At 56.7% G+C, this 20,849-nt stretch carries 15 protein-coding genes and 1 pseudogene; 4 read left to right on the plus strand and 12 right to left on the minus strand.

What is annotated here, in order from left to right; translation table 11 throughout:
* Positions 1-108 precede the first annotated feature (108 nt).
* Positions 109-288, plus strand: a pseudogene (locus PEH01S_RS09830) (cupin domain-containing protein); the annotation flags it as partial.
* Between the two features lie 71 nt (positions 289-359).
* On the opposite strand, the gene PEH01S_RS09835 reads toward PEH01S_RS09830, so the two are convergent.
* From PEH01S_RS09835 to PEH01S_RS09845, 3 genes are read right to left on the minus strand one after another with little or no spacing between them, the layout of a single operon-like run.
* Positions 360-770 (minus strand): carboxymuconolactone decarboxylase family protein, encoded by a 411-nt coding sequence (locus tag PEH01S_RS09835; protein ID WP_025852111.1) that lies wholly within the window; start codon positions 768-770, stop codon positions 360-362.
* Positions 771-807: 37 nt separating this feature from the next.
* Complete coding sequence (locus PEH01S_RS09840) at positions 808-2,454, minus strand: thiamine pyrophosphate-binding protein (RefSeq protein WP_127485127.1); 1,647 nt, start codon at positions 2,452-2,454, stop codon at positions 808-810.
* A gap of 24 nt (positions 2,455-2,478) precedes the next feature.
* Positions 2,479-4,731, minus strand: a complete 2,253-nt coding sequence (locus PEH01S_RS09845) for a putative bifunctional diguanylate cyclase/phosphodiesterase (RefSeq protein ID WP_025852113.1) — start codon at positions 4,729-4,731, stop codon at positions 2,479-2,481.
* A 439-nt stretch (positions 4,732-5,170) separates the two neighbouring features.
* Here PEH01S_RS09845 and helD point away from each other — a divergent pair, with 439 nt between their 5' ends.
* A complete protein-coding gene (gene helD / locus PEH01S_RS09850) occupies positions 5,171-7,531 on the plus strand; it encodes an RNA polymerase recycling motor HelD (RefSeq protein WP_127485175.1) in 2,361 nt (786 codons plus the stop codon).
* A 78-nt stretch (positions 7,532-7,609) separates the two neighbouring features.
* Here helD and PEH01S_RS09855 read toward each other — a convergent pair whose 3' ends face one another.
* The 9 genes from PEH01S_RS09855 to PEH01S_RS09890 all read right to left on the minus strand — a co-directional run bounded on the left by PEH01S_RS09855 (position 7,610) and on the right by PEH01S_RS09890 (position 17,935).
* A complete protein-coding gene (locus PEH01S_RS09855) occupies positions 7,610-9,625 on the minus strand; it encodes a right-handed parallel beta-helix repeat-containing protein (protein WP_164827760.1) in 2,016 nt (671 codons plus the stop codon).
* A 269-nt stretch (positions 9,626-9,894) separates the two neighbouring features.
* A complete protein-coding gene (locus tag PEH01S_RS09860) occupies positions 9,895-11,703 on the minus strand; it encodes a fibronectin type III domain-containing protein (RefSeq protein WP_025852116.1) in 1,809 nt (602 codons plus the stop codon).
* Between the two features lie 281 nt (positions 11,704-11,984).
* Positions 11,985-12,131, minus strand: a complete 147-nt coding sequence (locus PEH01S_RS34530) for a hypothetical protein (protein ID WP_164827761.1) — start codon at positions 12,129-12,131, stop codon at positions 11,985-11,987.
* Positions 12,132-12,138: 7 nt separating this feature from the next.
* Positions 12,139-12,441 (minus strand): ferredoxin family protein, encoded by a 303-nt coding sequence (locus PEH01S_RS09865; RefSeq protein ID WP_010500576.1) that lies wholly within the window; start codon positions 12,439-12,441, stop codon positions 12,139-12,141.
* The gene (locus PEH01S_RS09870; protein ID WP_025852118.1) at positions 12,438-13,733 is read right to left on the minus strand and encodes an FAD-dependent oxidoreductase; all 1,296 of its coding nucleotides are present in this window, start codon (positions 13,731-13,733) and stop codon (positions 12,438-12,440) included. The genes PEH01S_RS09865 and PEH01S_RS09870 overlap by 4 nt, the downstream gene beginning before the upstream one ends.
* Complete coding sequence (locus PEH01S_RS09875; protein ID WP_127485131.1) at positions 13,726-14,751, minus strand: electron transfer flavoprotein subunit alpha/FixB family protein; 1,026 nt, start codon at positions 14,749-14,751, stop codon at positions 13,726-13,728. Before PEH01S_RS09875 ends, PEH01S_RS09870 begins: the two co-directional genes overlap by 8 nt.
* The gene (locus tag PEH01S_RS09880; protein ID WP_127485134.1) at positions 14,748-15,584 is read right to left on the minus strand and encodes an electron transfer flavoprotein subunit beta/FixA family protein; all 837 of its coding nucleotides are present in this window, start codon (positions 15,582-15,584) and stop codon (positions 14,748-14,750) included. The genes PEH01S_RS09875 and PEH01S_RS09880 overlap by 4 nt, the downstream gene beginning before the upstream one ends.
* Positions 15,585-15,817: 233 nt before the next feature.
* Entirely contained in the window at positions 15,818-17,326 is a 1,509-nt protein-coding gene (locus PEH01S_RS09885; RefSeq protein WP_127485136.1) for an MDR family MFS transporter, read from the minus strand.
* Positions 17,327-17,341: 15 nt separating this feature from the next.
* A complete protein-coding gene (locus tag PEH01S_RS09890) occupies positions 17,342-17,935 on the minus strand; it encodes a TetR/AcrR family transcriptional regulator (RefSeq protein ID WP_127485138.1) in 594 nt (197 codons plus the stop codon).
* 212 nt (positions 17,936-18,147) lie between these two features.
* Here PEH01S_RS09890 and PEH01S_RS09895 point away from each other — a divergent pair, with 212 nt between their 5' ends.
* Together PEH01S_RS09895 and PEH01S_RS09900 are read left to right on the plus strand one after the other, a co-directional pair.
* The gene (locus PEH01S_RS09895; RefSeq protein ID WP_127485140.1) at positions 18,148-18,903 is read left to right on the plus strand and encodes an ABC transporter ATP-binding protein; all 756 of its coding nucleotides are present in this window, start codon (positions 18,148-18,150) and stop codon (positions 18,901-18,903) included.
* Complete coding sequence (locus PEH01S_RS09900) at positions 18,904-20,838, plus strand: ABC transporter permease (RefSeq protein WP_127485142.1); 1,935 nt, start codon at positions 18,904-18,906, stop codon at positions 20,836-20,838.
* Positions 20,839-20,849 lie beyond the last annotated feature (11 nt).

A 20,849-nucleotide genomic window follows, 5' to 3' on the forward strand; every position in this document is an offset into this window, starting at 1 on the left:
GCTAGACCGTGATAATAAAGTTGTAGACTAGACTGTTAAACGAACGGGCAGGTTTCATATATTGCTTTGACGAATATTCTTTTTTATACAGAAATAGGAGAGATTAATATTGGCTCTCAAGCTATTAATCTTACTGAAAAATTATCCAAGTTCAGCGATCACTGGTCTCCAAAAGTCATTGGGGAAATGAATAACTATCAATTTAAATTGGTCAAAATTATGGGGGATTTTGTATGGCATGATCATCAAGATACCGACGAGGTGTTTATCGTACTCGAAGGGGAGATGTTTTATTGCCTACAAAAAAAAGGCCCAAGCTGCGCTTAGCCTAAGCGCGCTTGGACCATCCGTTCCGGCGTCTACCCCTTAACCGGCGTAATGTTCCGGGCTTTGAATACTTCGCCGACCACATGCAAGGCCCCGCATGCTTTCGGGAACCCGGCGTAGCCTGCGCAGTGCAGGACGATCTCCAGAATTTCCTCCGGCGTCAAGCCGACGTTCAGCGCCGCATGCACATGGAACGGCAGCTGCTCCGTTGCCCCCTGCGTAATGAGCGAGGTGATTGTAATGATCTCCCGCTGCTTCAGATCCAGCGTCTTGCGCGAATACAAATCGCCGAATCCGAAGGAGACGATCTGATGCGCCATATCCGGAAAAAAGGCGCCGATATTCCCGATCGTCTGCGCCCCTTCCTCTCCGACCATCTCCACTAACGTCTTCATGCCCCGTTCATACCGCTCGGCGTTCGTCAACCGCTCTTCGCTTCCCATCGTATTCACCTCTGCTTATGTATTCCTTTCCCTCCGGTCATCCGCGCGCCATCGTCGGCGGAATTTCCAGCGGGTCGGCCATCACTTCGATCACGGCCGTACGCCTCATCGCCAGTGCCTGCGTCACCGCGGCGTACAGCTCCTCTTCGGTCGAACAGCGGAACGCCTCCGCTCCCATCGCTTCGCCAAACTTGGCGACGTGTATCGGTACCGTGTAATTCGTCCCGATCGCGCGGCCGAGATGCCGGGCCATCCCTTTCTCCACCATATCCAGACTGCCGTTGTTCATCACAACGAAAATAACCGGAGCCTCGTAATTGACCGCCGTCGATATTTCCGTCCCGTTCATGAACAGGCATCCGTCCCCGGTCAGGCATACGATCGTTTTGTGCGGCTCCGCAAGTTGGGCGCCGACGGCGTACCCGATGGCGCGCCCCATCGTCGCAAACACCTCTTCGAAGTAGAACGTTCCCGGGACCTCGATATCAAAATGCTTGACGACATAGAAGGAATGACTGCCCGCATCGCCGTACACCACGGCCTCCTTCGGCAATGCCGCCCGCAGGACCCGAATCGTTTGCCGGCCGGTCAGCCCGCGACTCTCCGCCGGCTCCTCCGTTTCGGCAGCCCTTTCCGATGCGGCTGCGACCTCGGCGTAAAAGCTTGTCAGCTCTACACGACGGCCATCCGTCAAGCGCAGCAGCTCCTGAAGATTGCGCTTCAAGTCCCCGAGCACCGGAAGCACCGGAACGGGAACCGCTTTGCCGATAAACGTCGGCTCGTAGTCGAAATGGATCATACGCCGCGGGTACATATCCGGCGTCAGTCCGGGCAGCTCCAAGTCGCTGAGCTGACTGCCCAAGACAACCATCACGTCGACGCCTTCGCTTAGATAGGCTTTGGACGTATCGTTGCCGCCAAGACCGAACGGTCCGAGCGACAGCGGATGTCCCGATACGAACGCGCCCTTGCCTCCCGGCATCGTCATCACGGGAATACTCCATCGTTCGGCCAGCTGCCGAAGCTCTTCGTAAGCCCGGCAAGCGTGCACGCCGCCGCCCACGAACAGCACCGGACGCCTTGCCGCATCGAGCCATTCGATCACTTGATCAAGGTTCGCGGAAAGAACGGCCGGATAGTGCGTCGGCATTGAAATTTGAAAAGGTCGGACTTCCTCTGTCAGAACGTCCAAGGGGATGGAGAGATGGACGGGGCCTTTCACTCCGGTGAAGGCTTGTTCGATCGCATGGCGCAGATACGTCTCAAGCAGCTCGCCGCGCTCGATGCGCGCGCTGAATTTCGTCACCGGCTCGAACATCTTGACGAGGTCGGTTCCGAACGGCGTGCTGTCCTGTCCGAGCACCTTGCCGATCTCTTTGATCGGCGGCTGCCCGGTCAAGAACAGGACGGGCACGCCCGTCGCTTTCGCTTGTCCCGCAGCGGTCAGCATGTTGATGCCGCCCGGCCCCGCCGTGCCCAGCGCCGCGCCGAGCCGGCCGCCTTCGAAGGCGTAGCCGGCCGCTGCAAACCCTGCGCCGCCTTCATGCTTGCTCAGCACGAATACGATGCCCTGCCGGTCCATCTCCATGACCAGAGGCGTCACCGGCTTGCCTGGGATGCCGAATACATGGGTAACGCCCCATCGAATCAAATGCTCCACTAACAATTGAGCCACAGTTTTCATGGTGATCCCCTTTTTTTGAAAGCATCAATATTTTCTCTTGACCTTCTCCTGCAGCTCCTGAAAATGCAGCTCGAACTGCTCTGCCGGGATCGGCTCGCTAAAGTAGTACCCTTGCACCTCGTTGCATTTTTGGTACTGCAGGAAACGGAGCTGGTCCTTCTCTTCGACGCCTTCCGCAATGACCTCCAGCCCCAGATTGTGCGCCATCGCGATGATGGTGCCGACGATGTCCGAATCGTGGGAATTCGTCATAATATCCCGCACGAACGACTGGTCGATCTTCAGGCGGTCGATCGAAAACTTTTTCAAATAATTAAGCGAGCTGTATCCCGTTCCGAAATCGTCAATGCTGATCTGGACCCCGAGGCCATGCAGCTGCCGCAGCGTCGGAATCGTATGCTCCACATCCATCGTCATCGTTTCGGTAATTTCCAGCTCAAGGAACCGCGGCTCAAGCCCGGTCTCTTCCAAAATGCCCTTAACCGTCTCGGCAAGATACTCTTTGGAAAATTGCTGGGAGGACAAGTTGACGGCAACGCGCATCGGCGGCAGCCCTTTTTCCTGCCAGCTCTTGTTCTGCATGCAAGCGGTGCGCAGCACCCATTGATCGAGCTGGATAATAAGTCCGGTTTCTTCCGCCAACGGAATGAATTCATAAGGAGATACAAGCCCGCGCTCGGGGTGCATCCAGCGAATCAGCGCCTCGGCGCCCTTGATATCCCCAGTCTTGATATCGATTTGCGGCTGGTAATACAGCACGAATTCGTTATTGTCGATCGCCCGGCGCAGCGACGTTTCCATCTTGATCTTCTCATGGGATTTCGTCTGCATGTCGTCCGAATAGATCACATATTGATTTTTGCCGCGCTGCTTCGCCCGGTACATCGCCGTATCCGCATGAATCATCAGCATCTCGATGTCGAGACCGTCGTCCGGATAGAAAGCGATGCCGATGCTCGCCGTAATGTGAAACTCGTACCCGTTCATGTTGAACGGATGCTGGAACAAGCTCAGAATGCGCTCGGCCCGGTGTACGACCTGCTGCTCGTCCGTCACGATCGGAAACAGGAACATGAATTCGTCGCCGCCCATGCGGGCGACCAGATCCGTCGCCTCGAGACTGCTCGTCAGCCGCTCGGCGATCTGCTTGAGCAGCAGGTCTCCGTTGGAATGCCCCAGCGTGTCGTTGACCAGCTTGAAGCGGTCGAGATCCAGGTACATAATGGCGATGCCGGACGGATGCAGCCCCCGCTTCGCCCGCTCGAGCAGAGGGACAAGCACTTGCTTGTAGTACCTCCGGTTGGGCAGCTTGGTCAGATCGTCGTGGTTGGCCAAATAATTGTATTTCTCCTCCGCCTCATACCGGTCCGTAATGTTCCGGAACTGGCCGAAGGCCCCGATGAGCCGCTTGTGCTCGTCATAGATCGGGAACGCGTCGAACAGGCACACCGTGCGCATCCCGCTCCCCTTGCGCTCGAAGCTGATTTGAATATCTTCGTACTTCTTCCCGTGGCGGATCACATCGTAGATGTATTGCCCCATGGGTTCAAGACACAGCACCGGCCTCCCCAGCGTTTGCTCTTTGGACAGACCTGTCAGATCTTGAGCAAAGTGATTAAAATCCGTAATTTCCCCCTCTTTATCGGTAATAATAATGCCGTTGCGCGTATTGTCCATCAGAATCTGATTCATAATGTCCAGCTTGCGGTTCTGCTTTCGAAGCATCAGCTCCCTCTCGATCGAGTCCACGGTGGTGGACAGCATAGTCACCATAAGCGGGTTCTGGAATTCGATGGCCGTCATAATAATGATGCTTCCGAGCAGATTATCGACGTCGGAATAGCGAAATGCCACGGCGTAGCAGGCGGTTTGATGCAGGTATTCGTGGTAATGATCGGGGCCGATCAATTGGATGGCGTAGCCGCTGTGCTTCAAAGAAAGACTGACCACGTTGGTGCCCATGACTTCCTCGGAGAATTGAATGCCGATGCGGATGCCAAGCTGATTGACCATATTCTTGATGGTTTCGTCCCCCATCATATGCAGGATGAATCCCCGTGCGTCAGCCACCGACAACAAGAGCGGCGTGCCTTTCATCGAGTCCAAAATTTTGTTTCCGAAAAACTGAACCACGGACAAAATTTCCTCGTAATCCTTTCGCTTGTCCTCCAGCTCTTTCGGCGTCATGACGACCTTGGGAAACGGAATCTCTTTCGGATTCATCCCCGCATGGCTGCAATACGACTTTGACGCCATAATGTAGTTACTTAGCGACATACCCCCACCCTCTTCCAACGTGACATAAGGACTGTGCGATCCCCTTGTAAAACGATATGTATATAGTATACTTCGCCCCAGAAGCGGCGATAGTGAATAGGGAAACCAACTTTCATGTCCGCTTTATTCTGATGGCGCGTTGAAGTGACTTAGCGAAAGCGAAAGGTTCGGCACCTCGCCGCTGGCCATTTTCGGGCTGGTTCTCGGTTTTGGCGGTGCGCTGGGGACTGCAACAAAAAAACGGAGGCGTCATGTGCGTCTCCGTTTGTTAGCGTGCGGTGATGTACTTCTATTGAATTGCATGCAGAACCATGCTAAAATGGAGATTGGTCGCCACCCATATTGTGGTTCCACTCTTTAAATTTACCCACTATCATATTAACACATGCATCGGCGATTTGTCAAATCTTTTGAACAAAGGGGCGGTAACGTGGTGAACATGCAGCAAGTGTGGCAGGAAGAGCAGGAGCGGGTCGAACGGGTCACCCGGGACATCGGCAAGCGCATCGATACCCTGCAGCAGGAGGTCGGCGAGCTGAGGACGGATATCGTCGATATCCGCAAGCATTTTTGGGACGATGTGACCGTCAACCTGGACGCTCCCGACGAAGTCATAGAAACGTACGCAAGCCTGAAGCAGCAAGCGGAGGTGCTGACCAGCCGCGAGCACAGCCACCGGCACGCCCAGAAGCAATTAACGAAGCTGAAACGATTGAAGACGTCCCCGTACTTCGGTCGCATCGATTTTCGGGAGGACGGGGAGCGACGCGCCGAAGCCGTGTATCTGGGCATCGGTTCGTTCCTGGACGAGAGCGGCGAGCAGTTCCTCATCTACGACTGGCGCGCCCCCGTATCGAGCCTGTACTACGATTACCCGCCGGGACCGGCGCAGTATGAGACGCCCGGCGGCGTCATCTCCGGCGAGATGGAGCTGAAGCGGCAATATATTATTCGCGACGCGGTCATCCGCAGCTTGTTCGACACCGGCGTCACGATCGGCGACGAGCTGCTGCAGGAAGTGCTCGGCAAGCATTCGGACGCGCAGATGAAGAGCATCGTCGCCACGATTCAAAAGGAGCAGAACCGGATCATCCGCAACGAGCGCAGCCGGCTGCTGATCGTGCAGGGGGCGGCGGGCAGCGGCAAAACGTCGGCCGCCCTGCAGCGGGTCGCGTACCTCCTCTACCGGTACCGGGAAACGCTGAGCGCGGAGCAGATCGTGCTCTTCTCGCCCAACCCGATGTTCAACAGCTACGTCTCCACCGTGCTGCCCGAGCTCGGAGAGGAGAACATGCAGCAGACGACGTTCCAGGAATATCTGGAACACCGGCTCGGCAGCACCTTCCGTCTGGAAGACCCGTTCGAGCAGGCGGAATACACGCTCACGGCGGCCGGCGAGCCCGGCTATGACGCGCGCATCGAGGGAATTTTGTTCAAAGCGGGCACTTCCTTCATGCATATGCTGGAGCGGTACGCGGAGTGGCTCGGCAGAGAAGGGCTGCGTTTCAAGGATGTAACCTTCCGCGGGGAGCCGATCGTCGAGGGCGGACGGATCGCGGACTTTTTCTACAGCCTCGATCCGGCGCTGCCGATTCCGAACCGGATGATCCTGACCTCCGAATGGCTGCTGAAGGAGCTCAAGCGGCTGGGACGGCGGGAGCGGTCCAAGCCGTGGGTCGAGGACGAGATCGAGCTGCTCGACAAGGAAGCGTATCTCCAGGCCTACCAGCAGTTGCGGCGCAAAAAGCAGTATGCCGAAGATACGTTCGACGACTTTCAGCGCGAGCAGGAGCTGCTTGCCGCTATGGTCGTGCAAGAGCATTTCAAGCCGCTGCGCGTAAGCGCCAAGCGCCTTGAGTTCGTCGACGTTCCTGCCGTGTACCGGCAGCTGTTCCTGGAGCCGGAACGCTTTGCGGGCCTCGCGTCCGAAGACGGTTTGCCGCCGCGCTGGGCGGACATTTGCAAGCAGACGGCGGAAAAGCTGGAGCGCGGCGAGCTGGCCAGCGAGGACGGAGCGCCGTACTTGTACTTGAAGGAGCGGATCGAGGGCTTCCAGACGAATAACACGGTCCGTCACGTCTTCATTGACGAAGGTCAAGACTACACGCCGTTCCAATTCGCATTCATCCGGCGGCTGTTCCCGCGCAGTAAAATGACCGTGCTCGGCGACTGGAACCAGGCCATCTACGCGCACGCCTCGGCCAATACGGACGGCTTCGCGCCGCTGACCTCGCTGTACGGGCCGGAGCATACGGAGACGAACGTGCTGACGCGAAGCTACCGCTCGACGCGGGAGATCGTGGAGTTCACCCGCGGCCTACTGGCGGACGGCACCGCCATCGAGCCGTTCAACCGCGGCGGCAGCCTGCCGGTCGTCACGGAAGCGGCGGATCGGGCCGACCTGAGCATCAAGGTCGCCGGACGCATCCGGGCCCTGCTGGCGGACGGCCACAAGACGATCGGCGTCATCTGCAAGACGGCGGCGGAGAGCCGGGAAGCCTACGACGCGCTGCAAGACGCAGGGTTCCCGCTTCGCCTCGTCGGGACGGAGACGGCGTCCTTCGAGCCCGGCGTGTTGGTCATCCCGTCGTACTTGGCCAAGGGCGTCGAATTTGACGCGGTCGTCATCTACAACGCCTCGATGGAGCAGTACGGCCGGGAAGCCGAGCGCAAGCTGTTCTACACGGCCTGCACGCGGGCGATGCACGAGCTGTACGTGTACCATATCGGCCGGCGCAGCCCGTTTCTGGACGGCGCTTCCCCTGACACCTATGTCACGGGTCATGAATCCGACGCATAGCCCAGACGCGCCCCCTGCGACTTCTCCCAAACGCCGCGGGGGGCGCCTTCTTTTTTCCGTAACGGCGATAAGGCCGCGTCAAACTACCGTATTCCCAACGTTAAGATCCGTCTTCTCGTTAAGCGACACCGCTCCCTTCACGGCGATGTTGTTCAGCACTTTCGTACCTGTCGATTCTTTGGTCGCAATCGAATTGGCCAGAGCATACTCCGAATTGGAATAGATGGTGTTTCTCGCCACGATCGAATCCTTGGCATCTTTTAAATAGATCCCGACCCCGCCGTTGGAAGCCTTGTTAAAGGTGACGTGATTGCCCACGATCTCGTGCTTTGCTCCGCCTACGATTTGGATCATGGCGGTGAAGCTGTTCGCTTCCGCTATCTCGTTATCCACTATTTTGACCCTGTTTCCGGCGCCGCCCTCGCCGTAGATGGCAGTGTTTCTGGGTCCCGGAATGCGATTGCCCTTCAAGGTTACATCGCTTTTTTGATCGAAGGAGATGGCGTATGAGGTCTTGCCCTTGTATTCCGTCAGATCGATATGGTTCCCTTCCACGACGACTTCGCTGCCGGTCTCTTCGCTCGAGATATTGGTCACTCTGATGCCTCCGCTGCAATTGCGGATCACATTGCCGCTCAAGACGACTTGGGTGGACGCATTGGCTTCGATCGCCGTCTTGTCCGAGCCGTGCGCTTTATTGTTCACCAGCCGAATATCCTTGCCGCCGGCCACCCGGTATGAGGTTCCTTTCGTCCGATGCACGGAGTTGTTCGCAATCCATACATTTTCCGCGGCGTAAGCGGCAATTCCCGCCCCGGCCTCCCCCAAATGGGATATGGTATTACCGGCAACGACCACATCTTTCCCCCGGATATCCACACCGCTGCCGAACCCTTTAACCGTATTGCCAACGATGGTGACATTGTTTCCTTCCAAGCCTTCGGATACCTTCTGGCCGTCAATCGCCGTCCGCTGACGATCGGTGCGAATCAGGACGTTGTTGGCAATGACGGTATCGGTGCCGTTCCCGTAAGAGAGGGTATTATCCGAAAAATTGCCTTCGATCGCTACGCCGTACCCGTTGAAGTTGCACACCGAGTACACGCGGTTCCCGCGAAACCAGTTGCCTTGGATGAGAATATTCAGAGGGGTTTCGTAATCGATCGCCCCCTCGCCGTAGCCCTCGATGTCGATACCGAATCCGGGGCCGATCTTGGTTTTCAACCCCGGTCCCGCCTCGGTCTGAATCCCCGCGTTAAGGATAACGTTGTTACGAATGACCACGCCGTCGCAGGCGCTGATCGATATATTGTTGCGTCTGGAGCTGTCCAGCGTACAGTTTTGAATGGTTACTTTCTGCGGCGGGGTATACGGAACGGTTCCGTAATTAATCATGCCGATCGCATTGACATAGATGCAGTCCCCGGTGCAGTCTTTGATTCGCACGTTGTCGATCGTAATGTTATATCCGCCGCGGACGTTAATCCCGAAGCCCCACTCATGCGTCGGCTTGGCTTTATGACTGTAATCGTGCTCGTTTCGGTCGCCCGTCACCATCCCCCCGCTAATGACCACATTATGCACGTTGTCCAGAAAAATGCAGGAGTAGCCGTAGGATCCGTTCGGTTCGACCTTCAATTCCGCTTCCGGGTGCATCGTCAGCTTCATGCCGGAAGGAACTCGGATTCCTCCCCCGATTTCGGGCGAATGGGAGGTTTTGCTCACGGCATCGATCAGGTATCTGCCTTTCGGAAGGTACACTTCGCCGAAGCCTCCGGACTTGGCGGCAGCTATAGCCGCATTGAGTCCGTCCGTCGTTTTCCGCGAATTCGTTCCGTCCGTCGGGATGTCCCACTTGGCCGGATCGATGATCAGGGTATGAGCGGCTGTCTGCGCATCTGCCGCTGCGGATTGAGCGGCTGCGGGCTGCATCGTCGGCCCGTACACCTGCTCCGTTACCGTCGCGCCGAACGCCTGACTGCCGAGCGACGTTCCGGTCGCAACGGCGGCTCCGACGATTCCTAATGAAGAAAGAAGCTTGCGGCGGGTCATTTTTGACCCGGTCCATGTCGTGGGTTCGTGCTCGTTTTCCATCGTAATAATCCTCCTCAAAATGTGCCGGCTGCCAGATGCCGTCATGACGTTTGTTTTTGGCAAGGGATGTCCATTCCCTCCTATGGAAATATTTCGGTATTTTCCTTCCCAAATCACAGTGATTTTGTGCACAAAATGCAAAAAGCCTCCGTTCATCGAGAAATGGCGTTCCATTTCTTCCATAAACAGAGGCTTATCGCTGCACAAGTGTGAAGAGGCAAAAAAAGCCCCCGTCGCAGAGCAAAGTCGACGACGGAAGGCCGTGTTCGTTATTTCAGGCCGTCCAAAAACGGACGATGGCTGTTGACAAAGCCGTAGCCGTTCGCAGCGTCCCAGTTGATGGACCAAGTCATGAGTCCTTTGAAGCCGGGATAGCCGGCCGGGTTTTGCAGCTTATAGCTGCCGCCGAACGACGTGCCTTTGACGATATACGTGATCGCCTTCTGCACCTCGGCCGCCGGCGTATACCCGCCTCCGGCCGCGCTCGGCACCGCAGGCACGCCGATGGCGACCTGCTCCGGACGCAGCGCCGGGAATACGTTGTTAGCATTATTATTGACAGGGAAGCCCTTCAGCAGCATCTCGGCCATGGCGACGTGGAAATCGGCCGTGCCCTGCGCGTAAGAGCGGCCGTCGAGCCCCATCATCGAGCCGCTATTGTAATGCTGCACGTGAATATAATTCAGCTTGTCGCGCAGCGCGTGGATGATCGGCAGGTAGGCGCCCCAAGGACCGCCGTAAGCGCCCATCCCGCCTTGCACGTACGCCGTCTCCGGCGCCATCGTCAGCACGAATTTGCTGCCGAAGGTGCTGCTGAGCGTACGGACCGCATCAATCAGGTTCACGATGCCCGGCGTTGTCGGGTTTTTGAAGTCCGTATCGCCGCCGTTCAGGGCCACCGAGCTGCCTTCCAGATCGATATCGATGCCGTCGAAGCCATAGGTTTGAATAATCGAGGTCATCGTGCTGATAAATTGCTGCTTCTTCGTCGCATCGGACAGCGTCACCGTGCCGTTGGCGCCGCCAAGGGAGATCAGCACCTTTTTGCCGAGCCCCTGCAAATACGCGACATCCGCTTTGAATTCCTCCACCGTGGCATTAAACGGCGTGAAGGCGATCGTACCGCTGCCAGGAGAGACCGGCTCGGCAAAAGCGACGTTGATCACATCGTATTTCTTCGAGACGTCCCGCAGCTTGAGCACCGAGGACCCGTTATCGAAGTTGTGCCAATAGCCGACGACGATCTTGCCGCCGCCTCCGGACGGTGCCGGGTCGGTCTTCCCTTGCACGCTCGCTCCGGGCGAGACGTTGCCGGCCGCGTCCTTCGCCTTCACGATGAACGTATACGTCGTGTCGGCGGCAAGTCCGGCCACCGTCGCCGTTGTTCCCGCGACGCTCAGGCTGCCGGAGCCGTATTCCACCGCATAGCCGGTGACGCCCACGTTATCCGTGGAAGCCGTCCAGGACAGCGAGATGCTGGACGACGTTTTGCCGGTGACGGTCAGATTCGTCGGCGCCGTCGGCGGCTGCGTATCATTGGAAGCCGGGTTCGTCGTAACCGTGACGGGCTGGCTTGCGGCGGATACGTTGCCTGCCGCGTCCTTCGCTTTCACCGTGAATGTGTACGCCGTGTTCGCGGACAACCCGCTGACCGTGGCGGTCGTTCCCGTCACGCTCGCCGCGACCGCAGACCCGTTGTACACGTCATAGCCGGTAACGCCAACGTTATCCGTCGAAGCGTTCCAGGCAAGGGTCACGCTGCTGGACGTTTTGCCTGTGGCCTGCAAGCCGGACGGAGCCGTCGGCGCTTGCGTATCCGTTCCGCCGCTGCCGCCGGCCTTCCATAAGGCCGGAACGTTCGGCGGCTCCCAACCGGTAAGCGATGTATGCGGTTGCAAGCAGGTGTATGTCTGCCCCGCATACGTGACCACATCCCCGGCTTTGTAGGCGGTGTTCGGCTGCCACTCGCCCGCGCCGAGCGCCATCGCCGGAACCAGACTAAGCAGGAGCAAAGCGATTACGGTTAAAGAAAACGCTTTCCTAATTGTGCGCTGAAGCGCAATTTGCGCAAAACTCATTCATCAATCCCTCCCTGATATTTAGGAATAAAAGCAGCGAAAGAAACCCCGACAAATCGCCTCGTCTGCCGCTGGTCTCACCTCCCTTGCCAAAACGGCGTTCATACTTTCATTTAACCATGACCTTTAGGGGACAGTAAGGGGTAAATTCCATTTTTTAGGGGGATAAAATAACACAAACAGCGGCCATCCGCTCCCTGATCCAAAGGGTCAAGAACAAAAAAAGGCACTTCAACCGAAATTGAAATGCCTGCCGGACTGTTCCATAATTCCCCGTGCTTTCATTCTTCTTTTCGCAGCTCCTCGGCCTTTTCCCAGCTCGTAAACCAATCTTCCCAAATGACTTGACAGAACGACCCGTTGACGGCGATCACCGTTCCCCTGGCCCCGTCCGGGATAAAGATGACGCAGTCCCCCACCGCAAACATGGCGCAGCTACCCCAGCCGGAAGATGATCCCGTGACCGCCCTTGGGGTATTCCCACTTGATGTTCTGGTGCGGACAGCCAATGCGGCAGCTTCCGCACTCGTGACAGCCCTCGTAGCCGACGTGCATCCGGATCTCCTCCCACTTGTACACTTCGGCCGGGCAAAAAATCGTACAAATCTTGTCGGGGCACTTCGTCGCGCAGATATCGTAGTCGAGCACGTGGAGATGGGAGTTCGTGTCCGCCTTGAACCGGATCAAGTACTGCTTCTCTTCGATGGTCTGCCCTTTTCCCTTGGGCTGGTCGCTCATTTCATCACCCTCCATGCCTTGAACAAGTCTTGGGCGATCTTGATTTTCTCGCCCGCGGTGCCGATGCCGCGCCAAATTTTGCGCTGCTTCTCCTTCTTGCTCGTGCCGTCGACGGTGAACAATTCGCCGGCCGCCCGGTTCATGAGCGGGATGTACTTTTCAAAATAATGGGGGTACTTCTCAAAATGGTGCGTCGCATCCTTGTACTTCTTCAAGTCTTGGCCGACGAAGCTGTCCAGCAGCCGGGTCCGGTACTTGTCGAGCCGGGCGGCGGAATAGTCGCCCGCTTCCTTCGCTTCCAGAATCGTCTCCGCCGCCAGCACGCCGGACGCCATCGCCATGTTCGAGCCTTCGCGGTGAATGGCGTTGACGAGCTGGGCCGCGTCCCCCACCACGATCACGCCGTCTCCGACGACCTTCGGCATGGAGCGGTAGCCGCCCTCCGGGATCAAATGGGCCAAATATTCCTGCTGCTCGCTGCCCTGGATATACGGTCGCAGAATCGGGTGCGTCTTGACATATTCAAGCAGCTCGTAAGGCTTCAGCTTGCGCTTAATCAGCCCGGACAGCATCGCCCCGACGCCGATGTTGAGGCTGTCTTTGTTCGTATACAGCCACGCCGTGCCGAGAATGCCATGGGTGGAATCGCCGAAAATTTCGAACGTACAGCCTTGGTCGCCTTCGAGGCTGAACCGGTCTTCGATCATTTTGCGATCCAGCTTCAGCACTTCCATGACGGCCAGCGCCACCTCGTCCGGGCGGAACTCCTTGTGGAAGCCGAGCGACTTGGCGAGCAGCGAATTGACGCCGTCCGCGAGCACTACGACGTCGGCATACAGCTCCCCATCCGGGCGGTCGGTGCGGACACCGACGACGCGCCCGTCCTGGGTGATGCATTCGAGCACGACCGTCTCGTTGACCAGCAGCGCGCCCTGCTGCACCGCCTTCTCTGCAAACCACTGGTCGAATTTGGCCCGCAGCACGGTGAAATTGTTGTATGGCTCTTGTCCCCACTCCAGCCCCTTGTAGCTGAAGGTGACCGCCGATTCTTTATCCAGCATCATGAAGCGCTGCTCGACGATCGGCCGCTCCACCGGCGCGTCCTTGTAAAAGCCCGGAATGATGTCCTCCATTGTTTTGCGGTACAGGACGCCGCCCATGACATTTTTCGAGCCAGGGTACTCTCCCCGCTCGATGAGCAGAACGTTGACGCCGGCCTTGGCTAACGTATAGGCGCACGACGTCCCGGCCGGCCCTGCGCCGACCACGATTACGTCGAATTTTTCAGCCATATTGAGGCACCTCGCTTTGCAGCGCTTTTTGGAACGCTTCGATCAGCAGCGGGACGATGACGAACGCATCGCCGACGATACCGTAGTGGCAGGACCCGAAGATCGGAGCGGCAGGATCTTTGTTGATGGCAATAATGAGCCCCGAATTCTGCATGCCGACCAAATGCTGGATCGCCCCGGAAATGCCGATGGCAAAATAAATTTTCGGCGTCACGGTGACGCCCGTCTGCCCGACCTGGTGATGATGCCCGATCCATCCGGCCTCCACCGCATCGCGGCTCGCCCCGACGGAAGCGCCCAGCGTCTCCGCCAGCCGGTGAATCAGCTCGAAGCCGGCCGGGCCGCCCAGCCCTTTGCCTCCGGCGACGATCACGTCCGCCTCGTCGATCCGCACCCGCTGCGTCGTGTCGCGGACGATCTCCAGCACCTTCGTGCGCAGGTCTTCTTCGCGGACGGAGACAGCTTCCTCGACGATGTCCCCCTTACGCTGCCGGTCCGGGGCCAGCCGCTTCATGACCTTCGGGCGCACGGTGGCCATTTGCGGTCGGTCCTTTTTGCACAAAATCGTCGCCATGATGTTGCCGCCGAACGCCGGACGGCTCGCTTCCAGCAGCCCGGTCTCCGCGTCGACGTCCAGCTGCGTCGTATCCGCCGTCAGCCCCGTCGCGAGATCCGTCGCCACGGCGCTGGCGAGGTCCTTGCCCGTCGAGGTCGCGCCGAACAGAAAAATTTCCGGCTTGTGCTTCTGACAAGCTTCGATGACGGCCCGCATGTACGATTCCGTCCGGTAATGATGGAAGATCGGGTCGTCGTACAAGTACACAGTGTCCGCTCCGTAAGCGATGACCTCGGCGGCCAGAGGCCGGACGCCGTCGCCGATGAGGATGCCCGCGAGCGGCACGCCCCGCTTATCCGCAAGCTTCCGCCCGGCCCCCAGCAGCTCCAGCGACACCGGCGCAACCGCGCCGTTCTTCTGCTCGATGAACACCCAAACGCCGCGGTAATCCTCCAGGTTCATGAGCTTTCACCTCCGTTTTGAACGCGGAACAGCTCTTTTTTCTCCAGCAAAATTGACAGCAGCTTGCCCGCCTGCTCCGCAGGAGTTCCTTCCAGCAGCTCCCCGCCCTTCGGCTTCTCCGGCGGCCATACCTTGGCGACGATCGTCGGGGAGCCTTTGAGCCCGAGCTTCGTTCGGTCCACGCCCTCCAAATCGTCGACGGACCAGACGACCGGCTGGTACCGCGCCGCCCGCAGCATGTTGGGCAGCGGCGAATACGGGATATCGTTGATGTCCTTTTCGACGGAGAACAGACACGGCAGCGTCGAACGGACGACCTCGTAGCCGTCCTCCAGCTTGCGGTGGATGATGGCGTAGCCTTCGTCCTTGTTAATTTCGACGATCTTGCGGACGTTCGTCAGCGGCGGAATATCCAGTCTGCGGGCAATGCCCGGACCGACTTGGCCGGTATCGCCGTCGATCGTCATTTTGCCGCAAAGGATCAGATCGATCGGCTTCAGCTTGGCGATTTTGTCAATCGCCTTCGTCAGCGAATAGCTGGTCGCCAGCGTATCTGCTCCGGCGAACGCGCGGTCGGTGATCAGGTAGCCTTCGTCCGCGCCGATCTCGATGCATTTGCGGATCGCCTTGACCGCGGGCGGCGGCCCCATCGTCACGACGGACACCGTTCCTCCGTACCGCTGCTTGAGACGCACCGCTTCTTCGACGGCATGCGCATCGTACGGATTGAGGATGGCCGGCGCGCTGGAGCGGTCCATCGTGTTCGTTTTCGGGTTCATCTTGATGATTTTCGTATCCGGCACCTGCTTGATACAGGCGACCAAGTGAAGCATCGGCAGTTCCCTCCTTGTCGGACGCTTCGGTTCTCGACAGCGGCCCGCCGGACAAACTGTCTACCGGGGGCCATGTCCATCTTCTCTTTATCAATCTATTGGCCGTCCGCTCCTTTTATTCGGCGATCCGAAAAAAAGAAGCCGGCGATCTCCGAAGGTCGCAAGAAACCTTGGAAATCGCCGGCGATGCCGGAAAGGAGCCGCCCTCTTGTTGCAGGGCAGGATGCGTCGTCTTAGCCGGGCATCACGGATTGCCCGTCTTCTTTCTGCGGCGTCAGCACCTCTTTTTTCATAAACCAGCAGATTATGAAAGCCGCGGCGGCAAAGATCGCTCCGATCCAGAACATTTGCTGAAACGCCGTAGCGAAAACGGTCTTGATCTGAAGCAGCAAGTCGGCCGGGATCCCTTCGGGAATCCCTCCGTTCATGATGGATTCCGACGACCCGGCAGGAAAGCTGTCGGACAGCCCGGCGATGCCGTCGTGAATATGACGGGAAAGCAGGCTGCCGAAGATGCTGAAGCCGAGCGTAGCGCCGAGCGATTGGAACAGCTGGACGGTAGCGACGCCAACCCCGGTATGCTCTTTGGCCACCGTTTCCTGTACGATCAGGTTGTCGCTGCCGAACAGTACGCCGATGCCGAGGCCCAGAATAAAGAAGGCGGCGATCACATAGAGGACGGTCGTATTCACGTCGATTTGGGAAAGCACGATATATCCGGCAATCGGCAGGATGAACGAAACGACAAACAGATACTTGTAGGCAACCTTCGTAATCAAGAATCCGCACAGCACGCTTGCCGGAATGGCGCCTGCCATAAAGGCCAGCGTCAAATAGCCGGACGCCGTGGGCGACATCCCCATCACATTCTGGGCGAAGAAGGGGAAGCCGGACATGCCGCCCATGACGCCGAGCATCGTGACGAAGACGATGAGCGACAGAACGACAACCGAACGGTTGCGGAACAGCTGCAGCGGAATGATCGGCTCCACCGCCTTCGACTCGATGCGGATGAAGAGAGCGATCAGAACGGCCGCCAAAACCAGCAATCCGACGACAGCAGGCGAAGACCACGTATAACCCGCGACGTCGATCAGCACCGGTGCGAACAGCAGGGCCAGCATGGAGAGAACGAGCGTGCAGGCGCCGGCCCAGTCGATCGGTTTCTTTTCCGTGCTGACCGACTCCCGCAAGCCTTTGGCAACGAAGAGGGCGGCGACGAGCCCGACCGGAATGTTGATCAAAAATATCCAATGCCAACTCAAATGGCTGACGAAGTACCCGCCTACCGTCGGCCCGAGCAGCTGCGGCAAAATCATCATCGGCCCGATAAGGCTCTGTACCTTCGCCCGCTGCTCTAGAGGAAACGAGTCCCCGATAATAATCATCGCCAGCGGCATGAGCCCTCCGGCTCCGATCCCTTGAATGCCTCTGCCGATCAGCAGCGCCGTCATGGAATTGGCGAATCCGCATACAACGGACCCAACGATGAACAATGCCAGACACATCAGATAGATTCGCTTACGGCCGTAAAGGTCGGCAAGTTTGCCGAAGATCGGCATGAAGATCGTGATCGAAAGCATATATATTCCCGCGACCCAGCCAAATAGCGCCAAACCGTGGAGATCGCGGATCATCGTCGGAAGCGCCGTAGACACCGCCGTCTGGTCAAGCTCCGAGAAGACAAGGCCAAGCAGCAAACCGATGAGGATGAGGGTTTTGTTCGTAGTTTCCTTTTTCATAACTGTACTCACTCTCTATAAAAGGGTAGGTTTTACAACAAGCCGCATCATGAAATCGATGTCGGGCGGACGGTACCCTTCCAATTCATGCGTCCGGAGGTTCATCAGACCGACGATAGAGGTAAGGTACCACATGGCGATGTCCCGCGGGTTGCCTTCGAGGAACTGTCCCGCTTGTTGTCCGGCAGCGACGACGGAAGTCACCGTATCGATCATCCCGGCGGTATCATGGTCCTTCATCAATTCTGCGATTTCCTTGGGCAGGTTGTCTGCCGACATGACCTGCTGCATCAAGATGAAGTGATGATTATCCTCCTGCAAAATTTCTTTGGTTAATGCGCGTATTTTCTCCAGCGGCGATCCCGGCATATTTCGGATAAGAGCGAACGCCTCGTTCGAGCCTTCGACTGCATCCTTCACAAGCTCGGCCAAAATTTCGTCCTTGGACTTAAAATAGCGGTAAGAAAGGCCGTCGCTAATCCCCGCTTCTCTCGCGATCATGCTCATCTTCGTTCCCATTAACCCATGGTGCGCGAACACTTTGAGTGCCGCCCGCTTGATCTGAACTCTTCGTTCGTCCCGATTCGGATCCGTCGAGCCGGTCTTCATGATGTGTGAGCCTCCTTTTCAAATGAATGAATAAATCATTCATTTACTTGATTAGATCATACTCAAGCGCGCGCTTTTTGTCAACCTTTTCCGAATTTGAGTATGCAGTGTGCCCCCCTACATTTTTAAGGTTCGTGTAAGGTTCCTATTAAAACGCTGTAAGGTGCGGCGAACTATAATCGTCTTTGTAGAGATACAAGGAGGATTGCTTCATGACAACCATCTTACAGGCAAGAAACGTTCAAAAAATATACGGCACGAAGGAAAATCAATACAAAGCGCTGGTAGATATCGATCTCGAAGTGAAGGAAAGCGAGTTTATCGGCATTATGGGGCCTTCGGGGGCGGGGAAATCAACCTTGCTCCATATTTTATCCACCATCGATACCCCGTCGTCCGGAGAAATCGTCATCGCCGGTCAACATATCATGAAGATGAACGAGGAACAATTGTCGGACTTCCGCCGCAACCGGCTCGGTTTTATTTTTCAGGACTATAACCTTCTCGATACGCTGACGGTGAAGGAAAACATCTTACTTCCGCTTGCCTTATCGAAGGTTCCGGCCAAGGAAATCGAAGCGCGCGTGAATGAAATCGCCGATACGTTCGGCATTCGGGACATTCTCGACAAATACCCCTACCACATCTCCGGGGGCCAGAAACAGCGGACGGCCGCGTCGCGCGCCATTGTCGCCAATCCGAGCCTGATCCTGGCGGACGAGCCGACGGGCGCACTGGATTCGAAGTCGGCCTCCAGCCTGCTCGAAAGCTTGACCCTGCTCAACGAAAGGCATCGCTCGACAATCATGATGGTGACACATGACGCGTTTGCCGCAAGCTTCTGCAAACGAATTTTATTTATCAAAGACGGCAAGATGTACGCCGAAATCCATAAGCTCCAGCAATCGCGGCAGGAATTTTTCCAGAAAATATTGGATGTCCTCGCCTCGCTTGGAGGTGGGCGGTAAATGACGCTAGTTCAGCTTGCCCGAAAAAACATCCGGAAAAACTTCACCAACTACTTTCTGTACTTTGCTTCGATGATTTTTAGCATCGTCATCTACTTTACGTTCGTGTCGCTAAAATACGATTCGACGATTCTGGCCACGTCGGACGGCTCGCCCAAAATCAGTTCTGCCTTTACCGGGGCTTCGGTGGTCTTGATGATTTTCGTCGCCATTTTCATCTGGTACTCCAATGCCTTCTTCACCCGCAAGCGTAAAAAAGAAGTCGGCCTGTACTCGCTGCTCGGCGTGCGGAAGAAGCAAATCGGCCGGATGCTGTTCTACGAAAACTTGATGATGGGCCTCTTGGCCCTCGTGATCGGCATATTACTCGGCTCTCTGTTGTCCCAAGGCTTTGTATCGATCTTGATGAAGGTTATGGGCTATGACGCGGTGGCAAATTTTCGTATTTCGCCGCAAGCGGTGATCCATACGATAGTCGTATTCACCGTGATTACCGTCATTACGTCGTTCCACGGGTACCGATTGATTTACCGGTTCAAACTCATCGAGCTGTTTCAGGCGGACAAAGAAGGGGAGCAAGAGCCCAAAGCTTCCTTGGCGATGGCGCTGTTAGCCATACTATGCATTGGCTTCGGCTACTGGCTGGCGCTTCAAAACATACTGGAGTCCGCCGTTTGGCGAAGCATGGGCTTCATGGTGACACCGCTTGTTATCGTGGCCGCCGTGATCATAGGCACCTATTTACTGTACAGCACCTTCATCGTGTACCTGTTAAAGCTGGCACGAAAAAATAAAAAACGATTTTGGAACGGCGTTCATCTCATCAGCACCTCCCAGCTTCTGTACCGCATGAAAGGAAACGCGCGCACGTTAACGATCATCGCGGTCCTGAGCGCGACGACACTGACGGCCGTCGGAACGGCGTACAGCTTTTATTACAACAACCGAAGCAGCGTCGCGCTTGCCGATGCGAACAGCATGATGTTTATTGCGAGCGACCAACGTACAACGAGTGAAGTTCAGGACCGGATTTCGCGCGATAAGAAGCATGAGGTTGTTTATCATGAGAGCACTCCGGCCCTGCAATTGAAAGTAGATATTACGAGCCTGAACAGCAAAATATCCAGCGATATCGTGAGCTATACGATCCTCGCAAATTCGGCGTTTGACAAATTGGCGGAAGCTCAGCAGAGAAACGACTCGCTGTCGTTGACAGGGCAAGAAGCAGCCGTATTGGACGCGGGATATTACGAAGGGCTGTCGCCCGAATATGCAGGCTCGACGGTTTCCTTGAAGGCGAAGGAGCTTACGGAGAACGTTACCTTCACAAGCCTGAAACGGTACAACGTCCTGAACCTCCGCACGGCGAATACGACGGTCGTCGTCAGCGATGAGGTCTTTGCCCGATTACAACAAGAAGCCCCCCTCGTGAATATAGAAGCTTACAAGATTACGCACGAGGACGACGCCAAAGCATTAACGAACGAGATTCAATCCATGCTGCCGCGGGAGGCGCATTTCTCCAGCTTTTATATGGATTACGCCGCCGGCATGGAATCGAGCGGACTCCTCATTTTTATGGGCGGATTCCTGGGGTTAGTATTTCTCGCCGCCACGGGAAGCATCATTTACTTTAAGCAGCTGACGGAAGCGGGCGCGGACAAGGATCGCTACGTCATTTTGCACAAAATCGGCGTGACCAAAAAAGAAATTCGAAAATCGGTCGCCAAACAAAGCTTATTCGTATTCGCCCTGCCGTTAATCGCGGGAATTGCGCATTGCGCCGTTGCTTTAACCGCTCTATCCAGACTCATTCAAACCAATCTGGTGATTCCCGTCTTAATCTGCATAGGCGCCTATGCTTGCATGTATATCGTGTATTACTTCTTAACCGTCAGCACCTACTACAACATTGTGACCAAATCCAATGCATAACACAGAATGGG

Origin of the sequence: Paenibacillus ehimensis NBRC 15659, from assembly GCF_004000785.1 — a bacterium.
GTDB lineage: Bacteria > Bacillota > Bacilli > Paenibacillales > NBRC-103111 > Paenibacillus_G > Paenibacillus_G ehimensis.

Excerpts from the sequence above, each read along its gene's own strand:
- PEH01S_RS09870 (WP_025852118.1), bottom strand. The coding sequence starts at position 13,733 with ATGGCTGAAAAATTCGACGTAATCGTGGTCGGCGCAGGGCCGGCCGGG.
- PEH01S_RS09890 (WP_127485138.1), bottom strand. The coding sequence starts at position 17,935 with ATGAAGACCGGCTCGACGGATCCGAATCGGGACGAACGAAGAGTTCAG.
- PEH01S_RS09840 (WP_127485127.1), bottom strand. The coding sequence starts at position 2,454 with ATGAAAACTGTGGCTCAATTGTTAGTGGAGCATTTGATTCGATGGGGC.
- PEH01S_RS09885 (WP_127485136.1), bottom strand. The coding sequence starts at position 17,326 with ATGAAAAAGGAAACTACGAACAAAACCCTCATCCTCATCGGTTTGCTG.
- PEH01S_RS09895 (WP_127485140.1), top strand. The coding sequence starts at position 18,148 with ATGACAACCATCTTACAGGCAAGAAACGTTCAAAAAATATACGGCACG.
- PEH01S_RS09875 (WP_127485131.1), bottom strand. The coding sequence starts at position 14,751 with ATGAACCTGGAGGATTACCGCGGCGTTTGGGTGTTCATCGAGCAGAAG.
- PEH01S_RS34530 (WP_164827761.1), bottom strand. The coding sequence starts at position 12,131 with ATGTTTGCGGTGGGGGACTGCGTCATCTTTATCCCGGACGGGGCCAGG.
- PEH01S_RS09865 (WP_010500576.1), bottom strand. The coding sequence starts at position 12,441 with ATGAGCGACCAGCCCAAGGGAAAAGGGCAGACCATCGAAGAGAAGCAG.
- PEH01S_RS09880 (WP_127485134.1), bottom strand. The coding sequence starts at position 15,584 with ATGCTTCACTTGGTCGCCTGTATCAAGCAGGTGCCGGATACGAAAATC.
- PEH01S_RS09835 (WP_025852111.1), bottom strand. The coding sequence starts at position 770 with ATGGGAAGCGAAGAGCGGTTGACGAACGCCGAGCGGTATGAACGGGGC.
- PEH01S_RS09860 (WP_025852116.1), bottom strand. The coding sequence starts at position 11,703 with ATGAGTTTTGCGCAAATTGCGCTTCAGCGCACAATTAGGAAAGCGTTT.
- PEH01S_RS09900 (WP_127485142.1), top strand. The coding sequence starts at position 18,904 with ATGACGCTAGTTCAGCTTGCCCGAAAAAACATCCGGAAAAACTTCACC.
- PEH01S_RS09855 (WP_164827760.1), bottom strand. The coding sequence starts at position 9,625 with ATGGAAAACGAGCACGAACCCACGACATGGACCGGGTCAAAAATGACC.
- helD (WP_127485175.1), top strand. The coding sequence starts at position 5,171 with ATGCAGCAAGTGTGGCAGGAAGAGCAGGAGCGGGTCGAACGGGTCACC.
- PEH01S_RS09845 (WP_025852113.1), bottom strand. The coding sequence starts at position 4,731 with ATGTCGCTAAGTAACTACATTATGGCGTCAAAGTCGTATTGCAGCCAT.